The organism is Caballeronia catudaia (assembly GCF_001544755.2).
GTDB lineage: Bacteria > Pseudomonadota > Gammaproteobacteria > Burkholderiales > Burkholderiaceae > Caballeronia > Caballeronia catudaia.
Window position 1 is genome coordinate 1 of the sequence record NZ_FCOF02000054.1, and the last position, 17,359, is coordinate 17,359.

Below are 17,359 nucleotides of genomic sequence, written 5' to 3' on the forward strand. Positions count from 1 at the left end.
GAAACGTGGCAGTCAAAGGAGCTAAATGTGTTACCCATGTCCTGACACACCTGTTACCCATGTCTCCGGTCTATACACGGCTGCAAAGAAAGTAACCAAAGAAACAGCTATCCCCAGCCTAAGCACTTCACACCGGCCGCGGCACAGGCGATTGATCTAATGGCCCCCAGAGTAGCGAGTGATCCCATTGTTGAGCCGGGCGTGGACCGGGCACGGTCTGACAAGCCATAACTTTAAGGAAATGGTTCAGCACAAAATAGCTTCGGCACAGCGCTACGCGCTGCCGCCGGGTTTGCAAGGGAAACCAACCGATCACAAATGCAGGGAAATGGAGCGAACGCAAACCCGACTGACCCGTCGGCCGCAAAGCGGGCCGGAGCTTGCAAGGGCTGCACCAAGTTGTTAAGAGGTGCGACGTGTCAGACCGTGTGCGACCCAAGCCCGATTAGACCTTCGACGGCACTCGCTACTCCGGGGGCCAATCAGCCAATCGCCTGTGCCGCGGCCGGTATGAAGTGCTTAGGCTGGGGATAGCTGTTTCTTTCGTTACTGCCGCCCCGCACAGGGGCAGTGCTAATAAACCAACGCGAATACGGGATCCGGCGAAAACGAAACGAAAACGAAAGCAAAGAAGCAAAGAAGCAAAAAGGTCATTGCGCTTCCTCAAGCGCCTCCTCCCGTGGATAGACCCGAACCAAAACAATCCTGGGCCCCTTCATCTTCTTGACCACGATATCGAACCGATCGAACTCAACCCGCTGCCCTTCAGTCGGCAAATCCCCGAGCGCATTGATCACGAGCCCACCGACCGACTCCGCACGTCCTTCATCGATATCGATGCCCAACGCCCGCTCCAGCGACACCACCGGCAAGCTGCCCTTGCCCATCAACGTGCCGTCGTCCATGCGTGACCAGTCCGCATCGCCCTGACGGAATTCGTCGTGAATCTGCCCGACGAGCGCGCCAAGCAGGTTATCCAGCGTAATAAAACCAATAGGCTTCGCACCCTTGCGCCCGACGATCGCCAGATGCGGCGCGCCCTTGCGAAAACGTCGAAACAATTCGAGCGCCGAAAGATTCGGCGCGACGTATTGAACCGGCCGCACATGACGCGATAGCTTGTCGATCTTGTCGGCCCCATCCTTCGAAAAGCTGAAGTGAAAACCGCGCGCGCCGCCATCGCCGGCAAGCAGCAAGTCCTTCAGATGGATCATGCCGATCACGCGCTCGCCCGATGCATCGGCGAAAAGCGGATAGCGCGAAAAACGATGCCGTGAAATCACAGCGAGGTTATCGCGCATCGGAAGATCATTACGCAGGCCGACGAGCTCATGCGCCGGACGCATCAGATCCGACACCGTCATGCGGCTGAAATCGAGCGAATGCGCGATCGTATTCCATTCGTCCTCGTTATACGCAGACCCGCCGCCGTGATGACGCCCACGCAGAATCAGCTTGAGCTCATCGGTGGAGTAATGCGCGTCGTGACCATGATCCCCCGACATGCCGAAAAGACGCAGCACGAAATTCGCACTCGAATTCAACACCCAGATGAACGGATACATCAGCCAGTAAAAACCATAGAGCGGCATCGCGAGCCACAGCCCGACCTGCTCCGAGCGGCGGATGGCCCACGACTTCGGCGCGAGTTCGCCGACGACGATATGCAGAAACGAAATGACCGAGAACGCGAAGAAGAGCGAGATCGACTCGATGAGCTTTTCCGACTCGACGCCGAAGAGCGAAAACAGCGGATGCAGCAGCGTGGCGAAAGCCGGCTCGCCGATCCAGCCGAGTCCGAGGGACGCAAGCGTGATGCCGAGCTGGCACGCGGACAGGTAAGCGTCGAGCTGCCCGTGGACCTTCGCGAGCAGACGGCCCGGCAGGCCGTTGGTGCGCGCCAGTGCCTTGACGCGAGTAGGCCGCAGCTTGACGAGCCCGAACTCCGCCGCGACGAAGAAACCATTCAACGCGACGAGCAACAATGCGCCGATCAGCGCGACAACCTGAGCCAAAGCAACTCTCTTCTGAAGTGGAAAGCGTCAGTATATGGGCGACAGGTCTTCGAAAGTCAATTTACATCCCCGCGACCGGTACGCGCACGGACAACGTGACCGCCGCATTGTCCGCAATATCGCTGTGCTCGAACGCGCCGCCGTGCGCCTCGGACACGCGCTTCGCCAGCGCAAGGCCCCACGCGATGCGTCCGCCTTCGCGCGGCTCGAGCGCCTGGCGGCGCGCGAACGCTTCGAGCACATGCGGCGCCGACGTATCGTTCAACGCTTGCGCCGATACCGTGAAACGCACGTCCGTGCGCCACATGCTGCCCTCGACGTTGCTCGACGCATGCACCGTCGTGCCACCCGCACTCGCTTCGGCGGCGAATGCCAGCATGAGCCAGAGCGCCTGCAACAGACGCTCGGCATCGCCTTCGAGTTGCTCTTCCGCGAGCGGCGAATCGATTTCGATGGTCACACCGCGAGCGCGCGCGACGCCGGCACGCGCGAGCGCCGCACTCTTCTCCAATAGCGGCCGCAGCGCCACCGGCGCGAGCGCAACCGACAACGCCTTGGTTTCGGCGCGCGTCGTATCGACGGATTGCTCGATCAGCTTCACCTGCTGTTCGACACCCGAACGAATGCCGGCAAGTGCGCGCTGCGCTGCGGGATCGTTGGCGTCGACCTTGCGCTCGAGCACGTAGCCCCAGCTATGGATCGCGTTCAACGGGCCGCGCAGATCGTGCGACACCACCGACAACACGTGATCGCGCATGAAGAGCGCGGCCTCGGCACGCAAATGGGCGATGCGGTCCGCCGCGTCGTGCTGCCCGTCATCCGACGCGCACGAAGGCGACACGATCAACGTGACGCAATCCGGGCCCGGCAACGCGATGATCGAAAAGGCGCGCGTCGCGCCGTCATCGCCGATCGTCACGTGCGCGCGACGCGTGCCATTGCCGGCGAGCGCGGCATCCGCAGCCTCGGCGAGGACGGCGGTGAGCGGCCTGGGCAACGGGGTATCGGCGAGTGCGCGGCCTTCGAGCGCGGCGGGTTCGAGATCGAAGAGATGAGCGAGGACGGCGTCGGCCGAGAGGCAGCGCTGAGCGCTGTCGAGCACCAGCACGCCGTCGTTTCCTGCGACGGCCGCATCGAAGGACTTGTCGCCTTCCGGTTCGACCGTACTGGAGAAAGACGTTGTCACGATCATGGATCCTTGCGTATAACGGTGTTGAGGTTCGATGTCCCGGAGAGCCGGATGCGCTGAGGCTGCACAGCGCGTATGCCCTGAGCAATATACGCTGCGTATGAATCCTTGCAGGTCATTATATGTGAGCGCCTGGCCCGCCTGCGGCAACGGTGCGCTGCGCGCCTCGCGATGCCGCAGCAGCAATTCGCGTGCGCGCGTTCGCGTTCCCCCGCGCGAGATCCTCATTGCACGGCGAAAGAAAGTATCGGATTACTATTAATTCGGTTTAAGGAATTTGCGCCGTTAGCAAAATAAATTCAGTTACTTTTTTTACACGGCCTAAAAAGCCGCGGGAACCGTCTTTGCTGTTTTAATAGCCTTGCCACGCGAAGCCCTTATCTTCGCCATGAGAATTTTCAAAGCAAAACGCGCTGTCGATTTTATTTTTCTGTTGACAACGACTTTTGCCGCGCGAGCTTCCAGAATAGCGCCGCGATCCAAATTCATGCGTCAGGCCGAACCTTTCCGGCCTGACGCTGCCAATAGCTTTTCTCATTGGAGTCAGCATATCGGGCAAACGGCACGCATGAGCCGTCCCGGCCACGCTGGGCTTCAAACCAGACTCTACGGGTGACATCAGCACTATGACTCACGCCCATCATGGCAAGCCTCAAACACTGCTCTCGGTGATCATCCCTGCGTACAACGTCGAACACTTCATCACTGCATCGCTGGAATCGGCGCTCTCGCAACCACGCGCCGATGAAATCGAACTGATCGTCATCGACGATGGTTCAACCGACCACACGCTCGAACGCATACTCGACGTTCAACGCAGCGGGCGCGCGCGCAATATGCGCGTGATCCATCAGGAAAACCGCGGCGTGTCCGCAGCGCGCAATCGGGCGATCGCGGAAGCGACGTCGCCGTATATCGGCTTTCTCGATTCGGACGATGTGTGGTCGGCGGATTTCACCGCGAAGATCATGCCGCTTCTCGATGCCGATACGGCGGACATCATCGAGTTCAACGTGGGCATCATCGATTCGGACGGCAAGGTGATCGACAAGGTCACGCTGATCGATCCGTCGACGACCGGTCATCGTGCATGCGATCTCGATGCGTTGCTCGACTTCGCGCGCGTGTATCAGGTGTTTCCGGTCGCTCGAGTTTATAAGCGCGAACTGTGGGACGGCGTCGAGTTTCCGACGGGCCGCGTCTACGAAGACGCCGCCGCGATTCCGCGCGTCTATGCGCGCGCGACATCGCTTTTCCGTCTCGCCGACGACCTCTATTTCTATCGACGCCGCGCAGGCAGCATCACCACGAAGGCGACGCCTTACACGGTGATGTCGCTCGCGACCTGCGCAGAAGAAACGATGGAGCGCTGCAACGGCAGCGCGCTGGATCCATTCTGGCTCGCGATATTCCACAAAGTCTTCTCGTATGCGTGCTACCAGGCCGCGCGCGTGGATACTCGCGCATTCGCGGAATCGATGCGAACGATCGAGGCCACCGCCGCGCACTATCGCGACTTCGCCGCGCCGCGCAACGATACGCCGAAGGAACTGCGCTTTCACCGGAAGATAGTCATCGAACGCCGCTGGTTTCAGGCCAAGCGCGTGATCAAGCGCGCGCTCGGCCGCGAGTTGCGTCCGCCCGTGGCAGCGCGCACGCATTCTTCAGGCAACGTGGGCGGGCGTTCTCACGCAAGTGTCAACAATGACTAAGAAATTCATGAGGTCCGTTAGGATGCCGCCAAGCATTTCGCGCTAACGACGACGGCGCTGCCAGTTTCATGCGGTGCATCGATGCCTACCAGCACTTTGAGTAGTTTTCAATCGAACGATCACGTCGCGAATGAGACCTTGCGTGGGCAAACCCACTGATGAATACGCTTTTCTTTTGTTAAATGACGTTTGCTATAACGTTTGCGCATTCTCCGGACAGACATCGGCAGGTACGGAACCGGCGCATTCCGTTCGACACACGCGCACCCGGCGCCAGGCCAAGGCACGGGCGCGCAGACCTCTTTGGCCGCATGCCGCATCGACGGCGAGACGCACGAGCGAAACTATCCGCTCCACGCGTTGTCTGGCAAAGGCCCACTCAATCGGCGAACCTGCACGGTTCGCAATCTTGCGTCATAGTCATCAAGATCACGCTGCGCTAAAGCAGGGAAAACCGTTCAATGGCTTCATTCCGAAAGAACTTCACGATTCTGATGACGTTGCAGGTATCGACATACCTCGCACCGCTGCTGACGGTACCGTGGCTCGCGCGCGTCCTCGGCCCGGGCGAATATGGACGCCTTGCATTTGGCCTGGCCTTCACGGCCTACTTCATCTCGATCACGAACTACAGTTTTTCGCTGACGGCCACGCCGAAGATTTCGATCAATCGCGACAATCGCGAACTGCGCTCCAAGGTGTTCTGGGAAACCATCCTCACGCAAGCCTCGCTAGCGCTTGCGGGATTCATCGTGGTCATCGTGCTGACGTCCGTCGTGCCGTATCTGGAGGAGAATCGCTATCTCCTGCTCATCGGCTATGGCCAGGCAGTCGGCGCCATGCTGATTCCCACATGGTATTTCCAGGGCATCGAAGATCTCGGCATGCTGAGCGTGCTCGTTTTCATTGGACGCGCGCTCAGCATTCCTGCGATGTATCTCTTCGTGCGCGAGCATGACGATCTCCTCATCGCGATGGCCGTCAACGCGTTGGTGCCGCTGCTGTCGGGCACCGCAATTTGCACGTACTTGTATTTTCGGCGCGAGCTAAACTTCGTGCGCGTGTCGTTCAGGACTATCGTCAGTCGTCTGAAGGACGGCTGGAGCGTGTTCATCGCAACGTCCATCGTCGATATCTATGCATCGAGCAACATCGTGCTGCTTACGTTCATGGCCGGCAACGTTGCGGCCGGCTATTTCGCCGCGGCGGACAAGCTGATCCGCGCGGCATTGAATATGCTTCAACCATTGAAGACGGCAGCTTATCCGCGCGTGAGCTTCCTCATGCATCACGCAAAGGAAGATGCCTTCGCGTTCTTGCGCAAGATGTTCGTCGTGCAGGGCGTGATCGTGTCGCTGATCTCGGTATGCATCTTCTTCGGCGCCCCGCTTGCAGTAAAACTCTTGTATGGACCGAAGTTCTTGCCTACCGTAGAGGTGTTGCGATGGATGGCGTTCGTGCCGTTGATGGCCGGACTCTCGGATCTCTTCGGTGTTCAGACGATGCTTCCGCTCGGCATGAGGTCGCAATTCAGCCGTGTGCTGATGGCATCTGCCGTCGTGAACTTCGGCTTGCTCGCCGTGCTCGCCAGGCCCTTCGGCGAGCAAGGAGCGGCGGCGACGGTGCTGATCGTCGAGACATTCATCGCCGCGGCGATGGCCTTCACGCTGTATCTGCAAGGTGTGCCGCTGTTGAAGCGCCCGATTACGGAAAGCGCAGGTTCAGGAACGACGACGTAGCCGTAACCGGTCTTTGCACCCCGAGGTCGCACTGGGTGCACCTCGAAGTCGCACTGGGCGTGTTCGACTTGCGCCCTACTACAAAGTTGCATTTAAGTATGTGACTCAACGAACCGACCCATGCAGTTCGAGCCGATATCGTATTGGTACGAACAGTGTTTAATTCAGAGAGCCTTTGTGATGGAAACAGAAGAAACGTCGATCGAACACGTACAGAAGCTGGTGGACCAGGCCGAAAGCCTGCGCATGCAGTCCGTCGCAGTCCCGCTCAAGGATCTGCAAATAGTTCTGCAGATTTGTGAAGCCGCTATTGCTCAGCAGAATGCATCGGAAATGATCGCGGAAAATCCATATTCGCCTGCACAGTAATGATTCATCGTTCGAGCGCAGATTGAAGCACCCAAGGGAGCCCCTTGACCGCTCGAAACCCGACTGATAGTTCCACTTGACGTCCCGCCGCAGAGAGGCCGCTTTTACCTGGCCCGAGCGCATAGCATCGGCGGACGCAGAACAATCTTCACCAAGACCAACCTCGCTGCATCCGAATCGGTCAGTTTGACCTCACCGGGTGCTCGCATCAGGTAAATCCAGGCTTGAATTCGAGCTTGACGGGGCCGTTCGTTGCGTTTTCGCAAAGAACGCGCATTGCTATGCCGGATCCCGTGTGTACTTGCCGACCGCATCAAAACGCTCGATTAGTACTGCGACACGCGCATCCCGGTTCTGTATGCGTTTCCTTTCAGGTGGCCGAGCGTGCTTCCACCTCGCATACGTACGTCGTACTTAAAAGTGACATGTCATTTACCTGATAACGATTAGGCCATTCCTTCCCATTGCGTATAGCCGCGGGCGTTCGGCAAGACGCTATTCGAAGAGTCCAATATGAAAGAGATAGTCCATATCACCGAAGCTTTTGGCGGCGGTGTGCTATCCATGCTGACCCAGCTTTCAAACCGCGCGGCAGCCGCTGGCGTCGAGGTAACGATCCTTCATTCGATTCGGCAGGAAACGCCCGGCGATTTCGCGAGGCTCTTTCATCCGGCGGTCAAGCTGACCTATGTGAACATGGTTCGTGAGGTGAGCGTGAAGCACGACCTGACAGGTCTGCGGGATCTGATCCGCAAACTCAAGGAGTGCAATCCATCGGTGATCCATCTTCACTCGTCGAAGGCCGGCGTGCTGGGACGCGTCGCCGCGCGCATCGCGGCGCCGCGTGCGCGCGTGTTCTACTCGCCGCATGGTCTCGCCTTCCTGCGCCGCGACGTCTCGGCTGCGAAGCAATTCGCTTATCTGAGCTTCGAGCGCATCGCGGCGCGCCTTGGCGGCACCATCGTCGCATGCTCGAAGAGCGAGCTCGTCGAGATCGAAACGCAGATGCGCGCGCGACAGGCGCGCATGATCGAGAACGGCGTGAACGTGGCGGAGATTCCGCCGCGGATGGACAAGAGCGGCGATGAGATCGTCATCGGCATGAGCGGTCGCGCCATGTTTCAAAAGAATCACGAAGCCTTCGTCAAGCTCGCGACCGCGTTACATAGTCCTTCCGTGCGCTTCGTGTGGATCGGCGGCGATGAACGAGAGTTGCCCGCGGGAACGCCCGCCGGGGCCGTGTCGTGCAGCGGCTGGGTCACGCGCGAGCGTGCGCTCGAACTGACGTCCGAACTGGATATCTATGTGCAGACATCGCGTTGGGAAGGCATGCCTATCGCACTGATCGAAGCGCAGGTCGCGGGCATTCCGGCCGTCGTCACGGATGTGGTCGGCAATCGCGATGTCGTTCAGCACGGTCTGACGGGCTTCGTCGCATCGAGCGAGGAAGAGATGGCGAAGTGCATTGCGATATTGCGCGATGAGCCCGCATTGCGCGCACGTATGGGCGCGGCGGCGAGAGCATCGGCGAGCAAGCGCTTTTCGATGGACGCAATTTTCCGTCAATGGCTCTCCATGTATCAGTTCGGCTCCGACAAGCCCACGCGCGAATTCGGCGCGAATGAGGTCGCCTCCTATGAAACCAGTTCCGATTCACAGTTCTGACGCCCTGCACATGGATACTTCCATCGCCACCAGCAAGTTCGTCTATAACGGCCGTTTCACGAGCCAGAAGACCACGGGAGTGCAGCGCGTCGCGAGAGAGCTCGTCGCCGCTCTCGTGAAGTTGCCGCAAGGCGCACGCGTGACGCTCGCGGTTCCGCCGCAAAGCGGACTGGATCCCGTGCAAGGTGTCGAGACCGTGGAACTCGGCTTCGGCAAGGGTGTCTTCTGGGAGCAGATCGTGTTGCCGCTCTTCGCCGGCCGCTCGCGCATCGTGAACCTCTCCAACTCGGGCTCGATCTTTCGGCCGAACCAGATCATCTATATGCACGACGCCGCGGTGTTCGATACGCCCGCGCACTTCTCGTGGAAGTTCCGCACGTGGTATCACGTGATGTTCTGGATTCTCGCGCGCACGTCGAGCTGCGTGCTGACCAATTCCGTGTTCTCGCGCGACCGGCTCGCGCACCATGTCGGCGTGCCGGCGGAACGCATCGGCGTGGTGCCGCTCGCGGCGGACCATCTCGATCACATCGCGCCGGACGTGTCGGTGATCGACGAGCTCGGGCTCACGAAGAACCGCTACGTGCTCGCCGTGAGCAGCATGAATCCGACGAAGAACTTCAAGCGTCTCGTGGAAGCATTCATGCGCCTGAACGATCCGTCGATCGATCTCGTGATCGTTGGTATGAAGAATGCGACCGTCTTCGGTAAGGCGCACGACCTGTCGAACGCGCCTAACATCAAGCAGGCGGGCTATGTCAGCGACGAAAAACTGAAAGCGCTCTATCAACATGCGGCGTGCTTCCTCTATCCTTCGATTTACGAAGGTTTCGGGATTCCGCCGCTCGAGGCGATGCGCAACGGCTGTCCGACGCTCGTCGGCCGTGCAGCGGCTTTGCCGGAGACCTGCGGAGATGCATCGATCTATTGCGACCCGTTTTCGGTGGACGATATTTCGCGTAAGTTGCGCGAGCTGCTCGACTCGCCTGAACTGAGCGAGGAAATCAAACGGCGCGGCCTCGCGCACGCCGAGCGTTTCCGCTGGACCGAAAGCGCGCGACTGCTCATGCAGTTCATCGACAAGGCGTGAAGCGCGGGTGGCGACATGTGCACCGCCGGGCGCAGAAAGGGGGAAATTGGTGAAGTTGGGAATCTACTGCGACTCGGGTATCAACGGCGGTCACGAAGAAATGCTCAAGCGCTTCATGCTCGCGCTCGTCGAGTGCGCGCACGTCGAGGCTTTGCACATCCTCGTGCCGACGGCGAACGAGCCGCTGTACCGTTATGTAAGCGAGCTGGCGAGCGCGCATCCGAAGGTCGGCACGATCGGTCTTTCCTACACCGCCGAATCGATACACGGCAATGTCTTTACGCTGTTGCGCATGGTCCGCGCGACCGCGGCGACATTGCGCACGCTGCGGCTGAACAAGCTGCTGATCGCGCAAGGCACGATTGCCTCAGGCATCGCGGGACTTCTCGCGGCGCGTCGGGCGCGCATCAGGACGGTGAGCTATCTGCCGCTCGTCGACGAAGCGCCGGTGAACGCCAGCCGCTCCGGAAAGATCAAGTGGCTCATCAAGCGTGCGTTGTATCGGGTGCCGCACGAGTATGTGACGTTGAACGATCATCTTTGCAGCAAGCTGAACCGGCTTGCTCCCAACGCGCGCGTGATGATCCTCGAGAATTACGTGGACGATCGCTTCAGCCGTTCGACGCTCACGAAGAGTGCGGCGCGCGCCGCCCTCGGCCTGCCCGATGACGGCACCACGATCATCGCGCATGTCGGACGGCTTAACTTTCAGCAGAAGCGCCAGGACTTCCTCATGCAGGCGATCGAACGCCACGCCGATGCATTCGCACGTACGCTCGTGCTGATCGTCGGCGAAGGGCCGGACGCCGCGCGCCTGCAGGACATGATCGACGCGAGCCCGACGCTGTCCGCGTGCGTGCGCATGGTCGGTCCGAAGAAGGACGTGCTGCCTTACATCGTCGCGAGCGATGCGCTCGTCTTGCCTTCCGCGTATGAAGGCGTGCCGCTCGTGATGATCGAGGCGGTGCTCGCGCAACGGCCTATCGTCGTATCGCGCGTGTCGGGTCTCGATTCGTATCTGCCGGACGCGATGCTGTTTCCCGCGCACGATCACGAGGCGTTCGTCGAGCGCATCTTCGCGGCGCGCGATGTTCCGCTTGCCGCGCTGGCGGGCGAGTTCCGACGCCGCTTCTCGCGCGAAGTGTTCGATGCGCAGGCGCAGAACGTCCTGCTGCATACGGGTGGCGCGGGCGGAGCGCGCGGCGCGGGTGCGGGCGCAACCCATCAACATTCCGACGTGCTGGCGAAGTAACGGCGCGCACTTTCACGAGGCCGAACATCGATGCGAACCTGGTTGGCCGCACTATCCGTCTTCGGCGCGCTGCTGTGCGCCTCCGTGCTGATCTTCGCGCGCAGCGGCACATCCGACGCGTATCACAGCAGCCGTTCGTCCACGTCGAAAGCGGACGCGGCGAGCGCGACGCCCAAGATTGCCTGCGCCAAAGGATCGGCCAGCGTGTTCTATGGCATCGCGGGGCATCTCGAGCATCGCGGCGCGTATCGCATGAGCGGCTATGACTTGCAGATTTCACAACTGCGCGACCTCGGTGTCACGATGTACGCGCAAGATGTATCGAACGAGGAAAGCGCAAACATGGTCGCGGATTTCGCGCGTGCGGCGGCGAACCAGTGCATCGGCGTACTTGCCCTCGTCACGCCTTTCGAACCGCAGAAACGCGCGAACGAACAGGAAACGTTCGAACGCGGCTATGCGCTCGGCAAGACCGCGGGACGCGTGCTCAAAGGCCTCGTCACCTACTATCAGGTTGGCAACGAGTACGACAACTGGACGATACTCGGCTCGGACCGCAGCGGCGAACATCCGAAGGACTACGACAACGCGATGTTCATGAAGGCGCGCGGCTCGATCCTCGGCTTGATAAAAGGCATACGCGAAGCGAATCCCGACGCGAAGATCCTGCTGACATCGTTCAGCTGGCTTCATTACGGTTTCACCGACATGCTGTACGCCGGCACGCAGCCCGACGGCACGAAGGGCCATCCGATTCCGCAATGGGACATCACGGCATGGCACTGGTATTCGAACATGGGCTCGATCACGGCGGCCGGCGACAAGAAGGTCAACGTGCTCGAACGCCTGCGCGACAGCTATGGCAAGCCCATCTGGATCACGGAGTACGGCGTGCGGCCGGATCATGCGGACCCGGCGGGCTATCTCGTCGGCAAGGAGGCGTTGAAGGGCTTCGTGTCGCTGGCGAAGACTTACAACATCCAGAACGTGACGTTGTACGAGCTTTACGACGACCAGCGCTTTGGCGGCGATGGCAACTACGGCGTGATCAATGACGACGGTAAAACGCGCAAGTCACGCTTCGACACCGTGCGCGACTTCATCAAGGCGAACCCAATGCCATAAAACAAGAAATGAATTGGTACGACAAAAACAGCGAGTGTGAAGCCGATGATTATCGCGCGAAAAGATGCTTGCGCAAGGGGCGTTCCGGCACTTTCCGGTCATCGAACGTTCGCTACTTAACAGACGCAAGCACTTCGCGACCGGAAGATAGGTTTGACGCTATTTTTTCCAGGCGTATCGTATCGTTTGATGACAAGCGACTCGAACGGGATTCGCGAGTTTCATCTGCCGAATCCAACTGGCGCGATTACGAGGCACGGAGTGTGCTTCAGAAATAGATCGCACTCCGACGAGCCGACGCGCTCCGTCTTGCGACCTCGAAGCATCGTGCGCTTCGCTCGTTTTTTGAAAGCCTCTCGCGTCTTAGTCTGGAAGCTCCGCCGGCCATGCGCCGCATCAACAACACATGAGACGTAGCGCGGACATGCCGCGCGGGCACTCTGCTTTTGCTGCAGCCCGGACACAACGCTCAATTTATCGAACTGAGGACGGCGCCTTTGAACACCCTCTATGTGAACAACGGATCTTCGCGCCCAGGCAGGGACGACGGTGAATTCACCGCGAGCGACATGCTCAGACTCCTGCGCGATCACCTTGGCATGCTCTTCCTGTTCATAGGAATCGCGGCCGCGCTTGCGACCGCCTATGCATTTCTTGCCAGGCCCATTTACTCGTCGGACGTGGTCGTTCGCGTGGATCCACCCGATCCGAACGCGCTCGGCATCGCGCCGCAAAGTCAGATGCAGATGGGGCAGTCGCTACCGACGGTGAATCAGCTCGCACCCGCGGAAATCTCCGTGATGCAGAGCCGCTCGGTGCTCGAGCCCGTCGTCAAGCAGTTCCACTTCGACATCAAGGTCAAGCCCAGGACGTTCCCCGTGCTCGGCGAGATCGCGGAGCTGTTCGCGAAGAAGGGGCACCTCGCGCCCGCATGGTTCGGCCTCGATTCATACGGATGGGGCGGCGAGCAACTGCAACTCGGCCGTCTCGATGTGCCGCCCAACCTCGAAGACCAGAAGCTCGACCTCGTTCTGCTCGACAACAACCAGTACGAGCTGCGCGACCCCGACGGCGAGATGATCCTGCGCGGCACGATCGGCCGTCCGGCAACGGCGAACGGCGTGTCCATCCTCGTGAATGGCGCAACCGGTCATCCGGGCGTGCATTTCGACGTGACGCGCCTGAACACGCTCGACGCCATCGCGCTCATGAAGAAGACGATGAAGGTCGCCGAGTCCGCGAAGGACACGGGCGTCGTGCAGATCACCTTCAACGCCGACGATCCCGCGCTCACCGCCGATGTCGCGAACGCGCTCGGCCAGGCATATCTGACCGCCGCGGTGCAAGCGCGTCAGGCGAACGACACGAAGACGCTCGAATTCATTCGCGGAGAGTTGCCGCGGCTCGAACGCGACCTGAAAACGGCCGAAGGCAACCTGAGCGCATTCCGCGCGAAGTCGCAGTCGGTGCAGCCGATTCCCGAAGCACAGGCTTATCTGCAAGGCAGCATCGTGTCGATGCAGCAACTCGCGACGCTGAAGCTGCAACGCACGCAAGCCCTGCAGCGCTTCCAGCCCAGCAGCCCGCAGGTGACCAATCTCGATCAGCAGATCGCCGAGCTCGAAGCATCGAACAAGCAGATTCAGCAGCGCTTCGACAGCATGCCCGCATCCGAACGCCAGAGCGCGACGCTCACGCGTGACGCGCGCGTCGCGGAGACCATCTACATGGGTATGGTGAACAAGGCGCAGGAACTCTCCGTGCGCCGCGCGAGCACGAGCGGCGGCGCGCATATCGTCGATAACGCGCTGCGCCCGTATCGTCCGGTGAAGCCGAACAAGTCGCTCGTGATCGTCGCGGGTACGGGCCTCGGCTTTTTCATCGGCACGTTCTTCATTTTCCTGCGCCGCCACGCGATGATCGGCGTCACCGATCCGATGTTCGTCGAGCGCCGTCTCTCGGTGCCCGTGCTCGGTGAAGTGCTCTATAGCCGCCAGCAGGCGATGCTCGATCACGAGATTGCCGTGTCGCCGGTGGAGCATGCGCCGCTCACCTACTCGGGTGCCGAGAGCGGCGGTCAGCCAAGAGCGCTGCCTCATATCGAGCTGCCGGAGCACGACGCATTCGCGATGCCGCATGTCGCCGACACCGATCGCGATGCCCGCGTGCTCGCGACGCGCTATCCGCACGATCCGGCGATCGAAGCGTTGCGCGCGGTTCGCACGGAGCTGTATCGCGATCTCGCCAATGCGCCGAACAACATCGTGATGCTGACGGGCCCGATTCCGTCGGCGGGAAAGAGCTTCGTTGCGGCGAATCTGTCGGTGCTGCTCGCCGAGATCGGTCTGCGCGTGCTTCTGATCGACGGCGACATGCGGCGCGGCCACATCGCATCGTTCTTCAAGCAGTCGAATCCGGGCGGTCTCTCCGAAGTGCTGAAGGGCGAAATGGCGCTGGGCGACGCGATCCGCTATGTCGGCGTGCCGGGCCTCTCGTTCATCTCGTGCGGCGCCTATCCGGAGAATCCGTCGGAGCTTCTGATGATGCCGGGCTTTCGCAACATGCTCGCGCGCATGAGCGATCAGTTCGATCTGGTGCTGCTCGATACGCCGCCGTTCCTCGTCGTGACCGATGCGGCGATCGTCGCGAGCGATGCGGGCTCGACGGTGCTCGTGCTGCGTTCGGGCATCCAGAGCGAGGAAGAGATCGAGGAAACCGTGAAGAAGGTGCAGCGCGCGGGCGGCAGGCTCGTCGGCTCGGTCTTCAACGCGATTCCGCGACGCCCGAGCAATCGCCGCAGCTACGGCTATGCGGCGGCTTATACGAGCACGTTCAAGTCGATGAATTGACGTCGTGCGCGCGCCGATGCGCGTGCTGGTCCGATGAATCGCGCCGCGTGCACGTCACGCGGCGCTCAACGTTGTAACGCTGGTGTGGGTCGGCATGCATCTTCGTTGCGCCAGGATGCATCACGGGGCTTCGGCGCACTTCGCGCCGCAACCGGATCGAGGAAAGAGACGCATATGAGCGGACGTTTTTCCTTCAGAAATCGGCTCGTGCAATGCCCGCGCTGCCGCAGACAATTGGCGGCGCAATGCTCCGTGTGTCCGCATTGCGCTTATCGCCGCCCGCGGAAGTTGACGCGCACGCCCGTGCGAGCGGTCGTGGTCGTCATACTCGCGCTGCTCGCGATCGGCGGCTACGTCTATCTGGGCGAACCGGGATTCGACGCGCGCACCTTCATTTCGCGTTGAGCCTTTCGTTCAGCGTGAGCCGGACCGCGGATCTCATACCAACAACGACCGATAGATAGCCCGGCCTCGACCGGGCGCATCCAACCTTCGACGATGAAAGAAAAAGCGGCGCTGACCGACCTCTACTACCGAATCTGGGCCTTCGCGATGCCGGTGACGTCGTTTCTCGTCATGCCATCGATTCAGGGCACGACGATCGGCTATCTGATGTGCTTCCTCTCCGTGCCGCTCGTGCTGCTGTTCGGCGGCCGCGCGCGCAAGAACTGGATGCGTTTCGTGTTCGCGGCCATCGTCGTGTGGGTGATCATGTTGTGCACCTCACAGTTCGCGGATGTGATGGCGCCCTTCGATCCCGACTTCAGCAAGATCGTGCTCGTCGATGACAAGGACCCCTTCACGTTCCTCATGCGCAAGAGCATGTTCACGCAGTCGGCCTATGTAGCGGCGGTCGTGCTGTATGCCGCGTACGTGTACCACTACTACAAGCCGACGTGGGACCAGTGGCTGCTCGCGGCCATCACGCTGTTCGCGCTCTACGGCATGTTCGAAGTGGCGTACTACATCGTGACGGGACAGCCAGGCGACTTCATCTCGAACCGCGCGTTTGGCGATCAGTTCGGCAAAGGCATCGTGCGCTCGGACGGCACGGTGAACGGCAGCTCGTTCCAGCAGATCGATATCAAGGGCTTTCCGATCCAGCGGCTAAAAGCGCTGACCGGTGAGCCGTCGATGTACGCGATGTCCATCTTCCCGTTCTGGATTTACTTCAACGCGACCTCGCGCCTGCGCTGGCCCGTGTGGGTCATCGGTCTTTCGCTCCTCATGAGCACGTCCTCGACGGTGCTGATCGGCTATGCGGTGTATTCGCTCATCCGCATGCGCAAGCTCGGCATCAATCCGGTCAAGGCGCTGATCGGCCTCTTCGTGCTGTGCGTGATCGCGTATCTTCTGCAGGACTACATCGCCGATCTGTTCCAGCAAATGGTGATGGACAAGCTCGAACAGAAGAACGAGTCCGGCTCGGGGCGCATGCTGCTGTTCCTCGAATCGATGCGCCTATGGTTCCACGCGGCGCCGCTCAATCAGCTCTTCGGCATCGGCTTCGGCTATGTCCGCTCGACCGATCTCTTCTCGACGCTGCTCGTCAATACGGGCGTCGTCGGCACGATGTTCATCAGCGGGCTGATGCTCTTTCCCGCGTTCAAGCTCGACTGGGATCCGCGCGGCATGGCGCTGCGCCAGTGCTGCGTCGCCACCTGGACGATGATGATGGTCTCCGTGCCCGAGTTCGCGTATCTCGCACCGTGGACGCTGGTCGCGATGGCTTACGTGCGCGTGCGTGCATTGAAGCTCGCGCGGCAGCAGTTCGGCGACACGGCCGCCGCCACCGCGATGCAGGGGCCTCAGGACGGCACGTCGATCGGCACGGCGATCGGCAGGCACGTGCGGCCGGAAATCGGAGCGCGCATCGGCTCGCGCTTCGGTGCGCACGGGCGTCATCTGTGAGGTCGCGTCGACATCGGCACGCGCCGCCGCTTCCCTGCATCGTTCTACAATGACGCTTTCGATCAACCAGGGAGCAACCATGTCGATTGTCACGACCGATTCCGGTCTCAAGTACGAAGACGTCACCGTTGGCGATGGCGCCGAAGCCGTCGCGGGCAAAACGGTCAGCGTGCATTACACGGGCTGGCTCACGGATGGCCAGAAATTCGATTCAAGCAAGGACCGCAACGACCCGTTCGCATTCGTGCTCGGCGGCGGCATGGTCATCAAGGGTTGGGACGAAGGCGTTCAGGGCATGAAGGTGGGCGGCGTGCGCCGGCTCACGATTCCGCCGCAACTCGGCTACGGCGCGCGCGGCGCGGGCGGCGTGATTCCGCCGAACGCGACACTCGTGTTCGAAGTGGAACTGCTGGACGTCTGAGCGACTGAACGCCGAGCCTTGC

13 protein-coding genes are annotated in these 17,359 nt (G+C 60.8%); 10 read left to right on the plus strand and 3 right to left on the minus strand.

The genetic code is table 11. The annotated features are described in order from the left end of the window. Positions 1 to 650 precede the first annotated feature (650 nt). From AWB75_RS31835 to AWB75_RS37825, 3 genes are all read right to left on the minus strand, one after another. Positions 651 to 2,015, minus strand: a complete 1,365-nt coding sequence (locus tag AWB75_RS31835; protein ID WP_061127983.1) for a hemolysin family protein — start codon at positions 2,013 to 2,015, stop codon at positions 651 to 653. A 61-nt stretch (positions 2,016 to 2,076) separates the two neighbouring features. Next, a complete protein-coding gene (locus AWB75_RS31840; protein WP_407642187.1) occupies positions 2,077 to 2,886 on the minus strand; it encodes a sensor histidine kinase in 810 nt (269 codons plus the stop codon). 639 nt (positions 2,887 to 3,525) lie between these two features. Further along, positions 3,526 to 3,693, minus strand: a complete 168-nt coding sequence (locus tag AWB75_RS37825) for a hypothetical protein (RefSeq protein ID WP_159462828.1) — start codon at positions 3,691 to 3,693, stop codon at positions 3,526 to 3,528. A gap of 137 nt (positions 3,694 to 3,830) precedes the next feature. Here AWB75_RS37825 and AWB75_RS31845 point away from each other — a divergent pair, with 137 nt between their 5' ends. The 10 genes from AWB75_RS31845 to AWB75_RS31890 all read left to right on the plus strand — a co-directional run bounded on the left by AWB75_RS31845 (position 3,831) and on the right by AWB75_RS31890 (position 17,337). Beyond that, the gene (locus AWB75_RS31845) at positions 3,831 to 4,916 is read left to right on the plus strand and encodes a glycosyltransferase family 2 protein (protein ID WP_061127984.1); all 1,086 of its coding nucleotides are present in this window, start codon (positions 3,831 to 3,833) and stop codon (positions 4,914 to 4,916) included. Positions 4,917 to 5,377: 461 nt separating this feature from the next. Beyond that, the gene (locus AWB75_RS31850) at positions 5,378 to 6,655 is read left to right on the plus strand and encodes a flippase (protein WP_061127985.1); all 1,278 of its coding nucleotides are present in this window, start codon (positions 5,378 to 5,380) and stop codon (positions 6,653 to 6,655) included. 120 nt (positions 6,656 to 6,775) lie between these two features. Further along, on the plus strand, positions 6,776 to 7,024 hold the full coding sequence (locus AWB75_RS31855; RefSeq protein WP_061127986.1) for a hypothetical protein: 249 nt from the start codon (positions 6,776 to 6,778) through the stop codon (positions 7,022 to 7,024). A 513-nt stretch (positions 7,025 to 7,537) separates the two neighbouring features. Beyond that, on the plus strand, positions 7,538 to 8,689 hold the full coding sequence (locus AWB75_RS31860) for a glycosyltransferase (RefSeq protein ID WP_061127987.1): 1,152 nt from the start codon (positions 7,538 to 7,540) through the stop codon (positions 8,687 to 8,689). 10 nt (positions 8,690 to 8,699) lie between these two features. Further along, entirely contained in the window at positions 8,700 to 9,779 is a 1,080-nt protein-coding gene (locus tag AWB75_RS31865; RefSeq protein ID WP_061127988.1) for a glycosyltransferase family 4 protein, read from the plus strand. A gap of 49 nt (positions 9,780 to 9,828) precedes the next feature. Continuing rightward, on the plus strand, positions 9,829 to 11,031 hold the full coding sequence (locus tag AWB75_RS31870) for a glycosyltransferase (RefSeq protein WP_061128012.1): 1,203 nt from the start codon (positions 9,829 to 9,831) through the stop codon (positions 11,029 to 11,031). A 30-nt stretch (positions 11,032 to 11,061) separates the two neighbouring features. After that, positions 11,062 to 12,156 carry a glycosyl hydrolase gene (locus AWB75_RS31875; protein ID WP_061127989.1) on the plus strand — a complete coding sequence of 365 codons (1,095 nt, stop codon included), beginning with the start codon at positions 11,062 to 11,064 and terminating at the stop codon, positions 12,154 to 12,156. 497 nt (positions 12,157 to 12,653) lie between these two features. Then, complete coding sequence (locus tag AWB75_RS31880; RefSeq protein ID WP_061127990.1) at positions 12,654 to 15,005, plus strand: polysaccharide biosynthesis tyrosine autokinase; 2,352 nt, start codon at positions 12,654 to 12,656, stop codon at positions 15,003 to 15,005. Between the two features lie 498 nt (positions 15,006 to 15,503). Next, positions 15,504 to 16,916: a hypothetical protein gene (locus AWB75_RS31885; RefSeq protein WP_061127991.1), complete on the plus strand. Its 1,413-nt coding sequence runs from the start codon at positions 15,504 to 15,506 to the stop codon at positions 16,914 to 16,916. Between the two features lie 79 nt (positions 16,917 to 16,995). Further along, positions 16,996 to 17,337 (plus strand): FKBP-type peptidyl-prolyl cis-trans isomerase, encoded by a 342-nt coding sequence (locus AWB75_RS31890; protein WP_061127992.1) that lies wholly within the window; start codon positions 16,996 to 16,998, stop codon positions 17,335 to 17,337. The last annotated feature ends 22 nt before the right edge of the window (positions 17,338 to 17,359 follow it).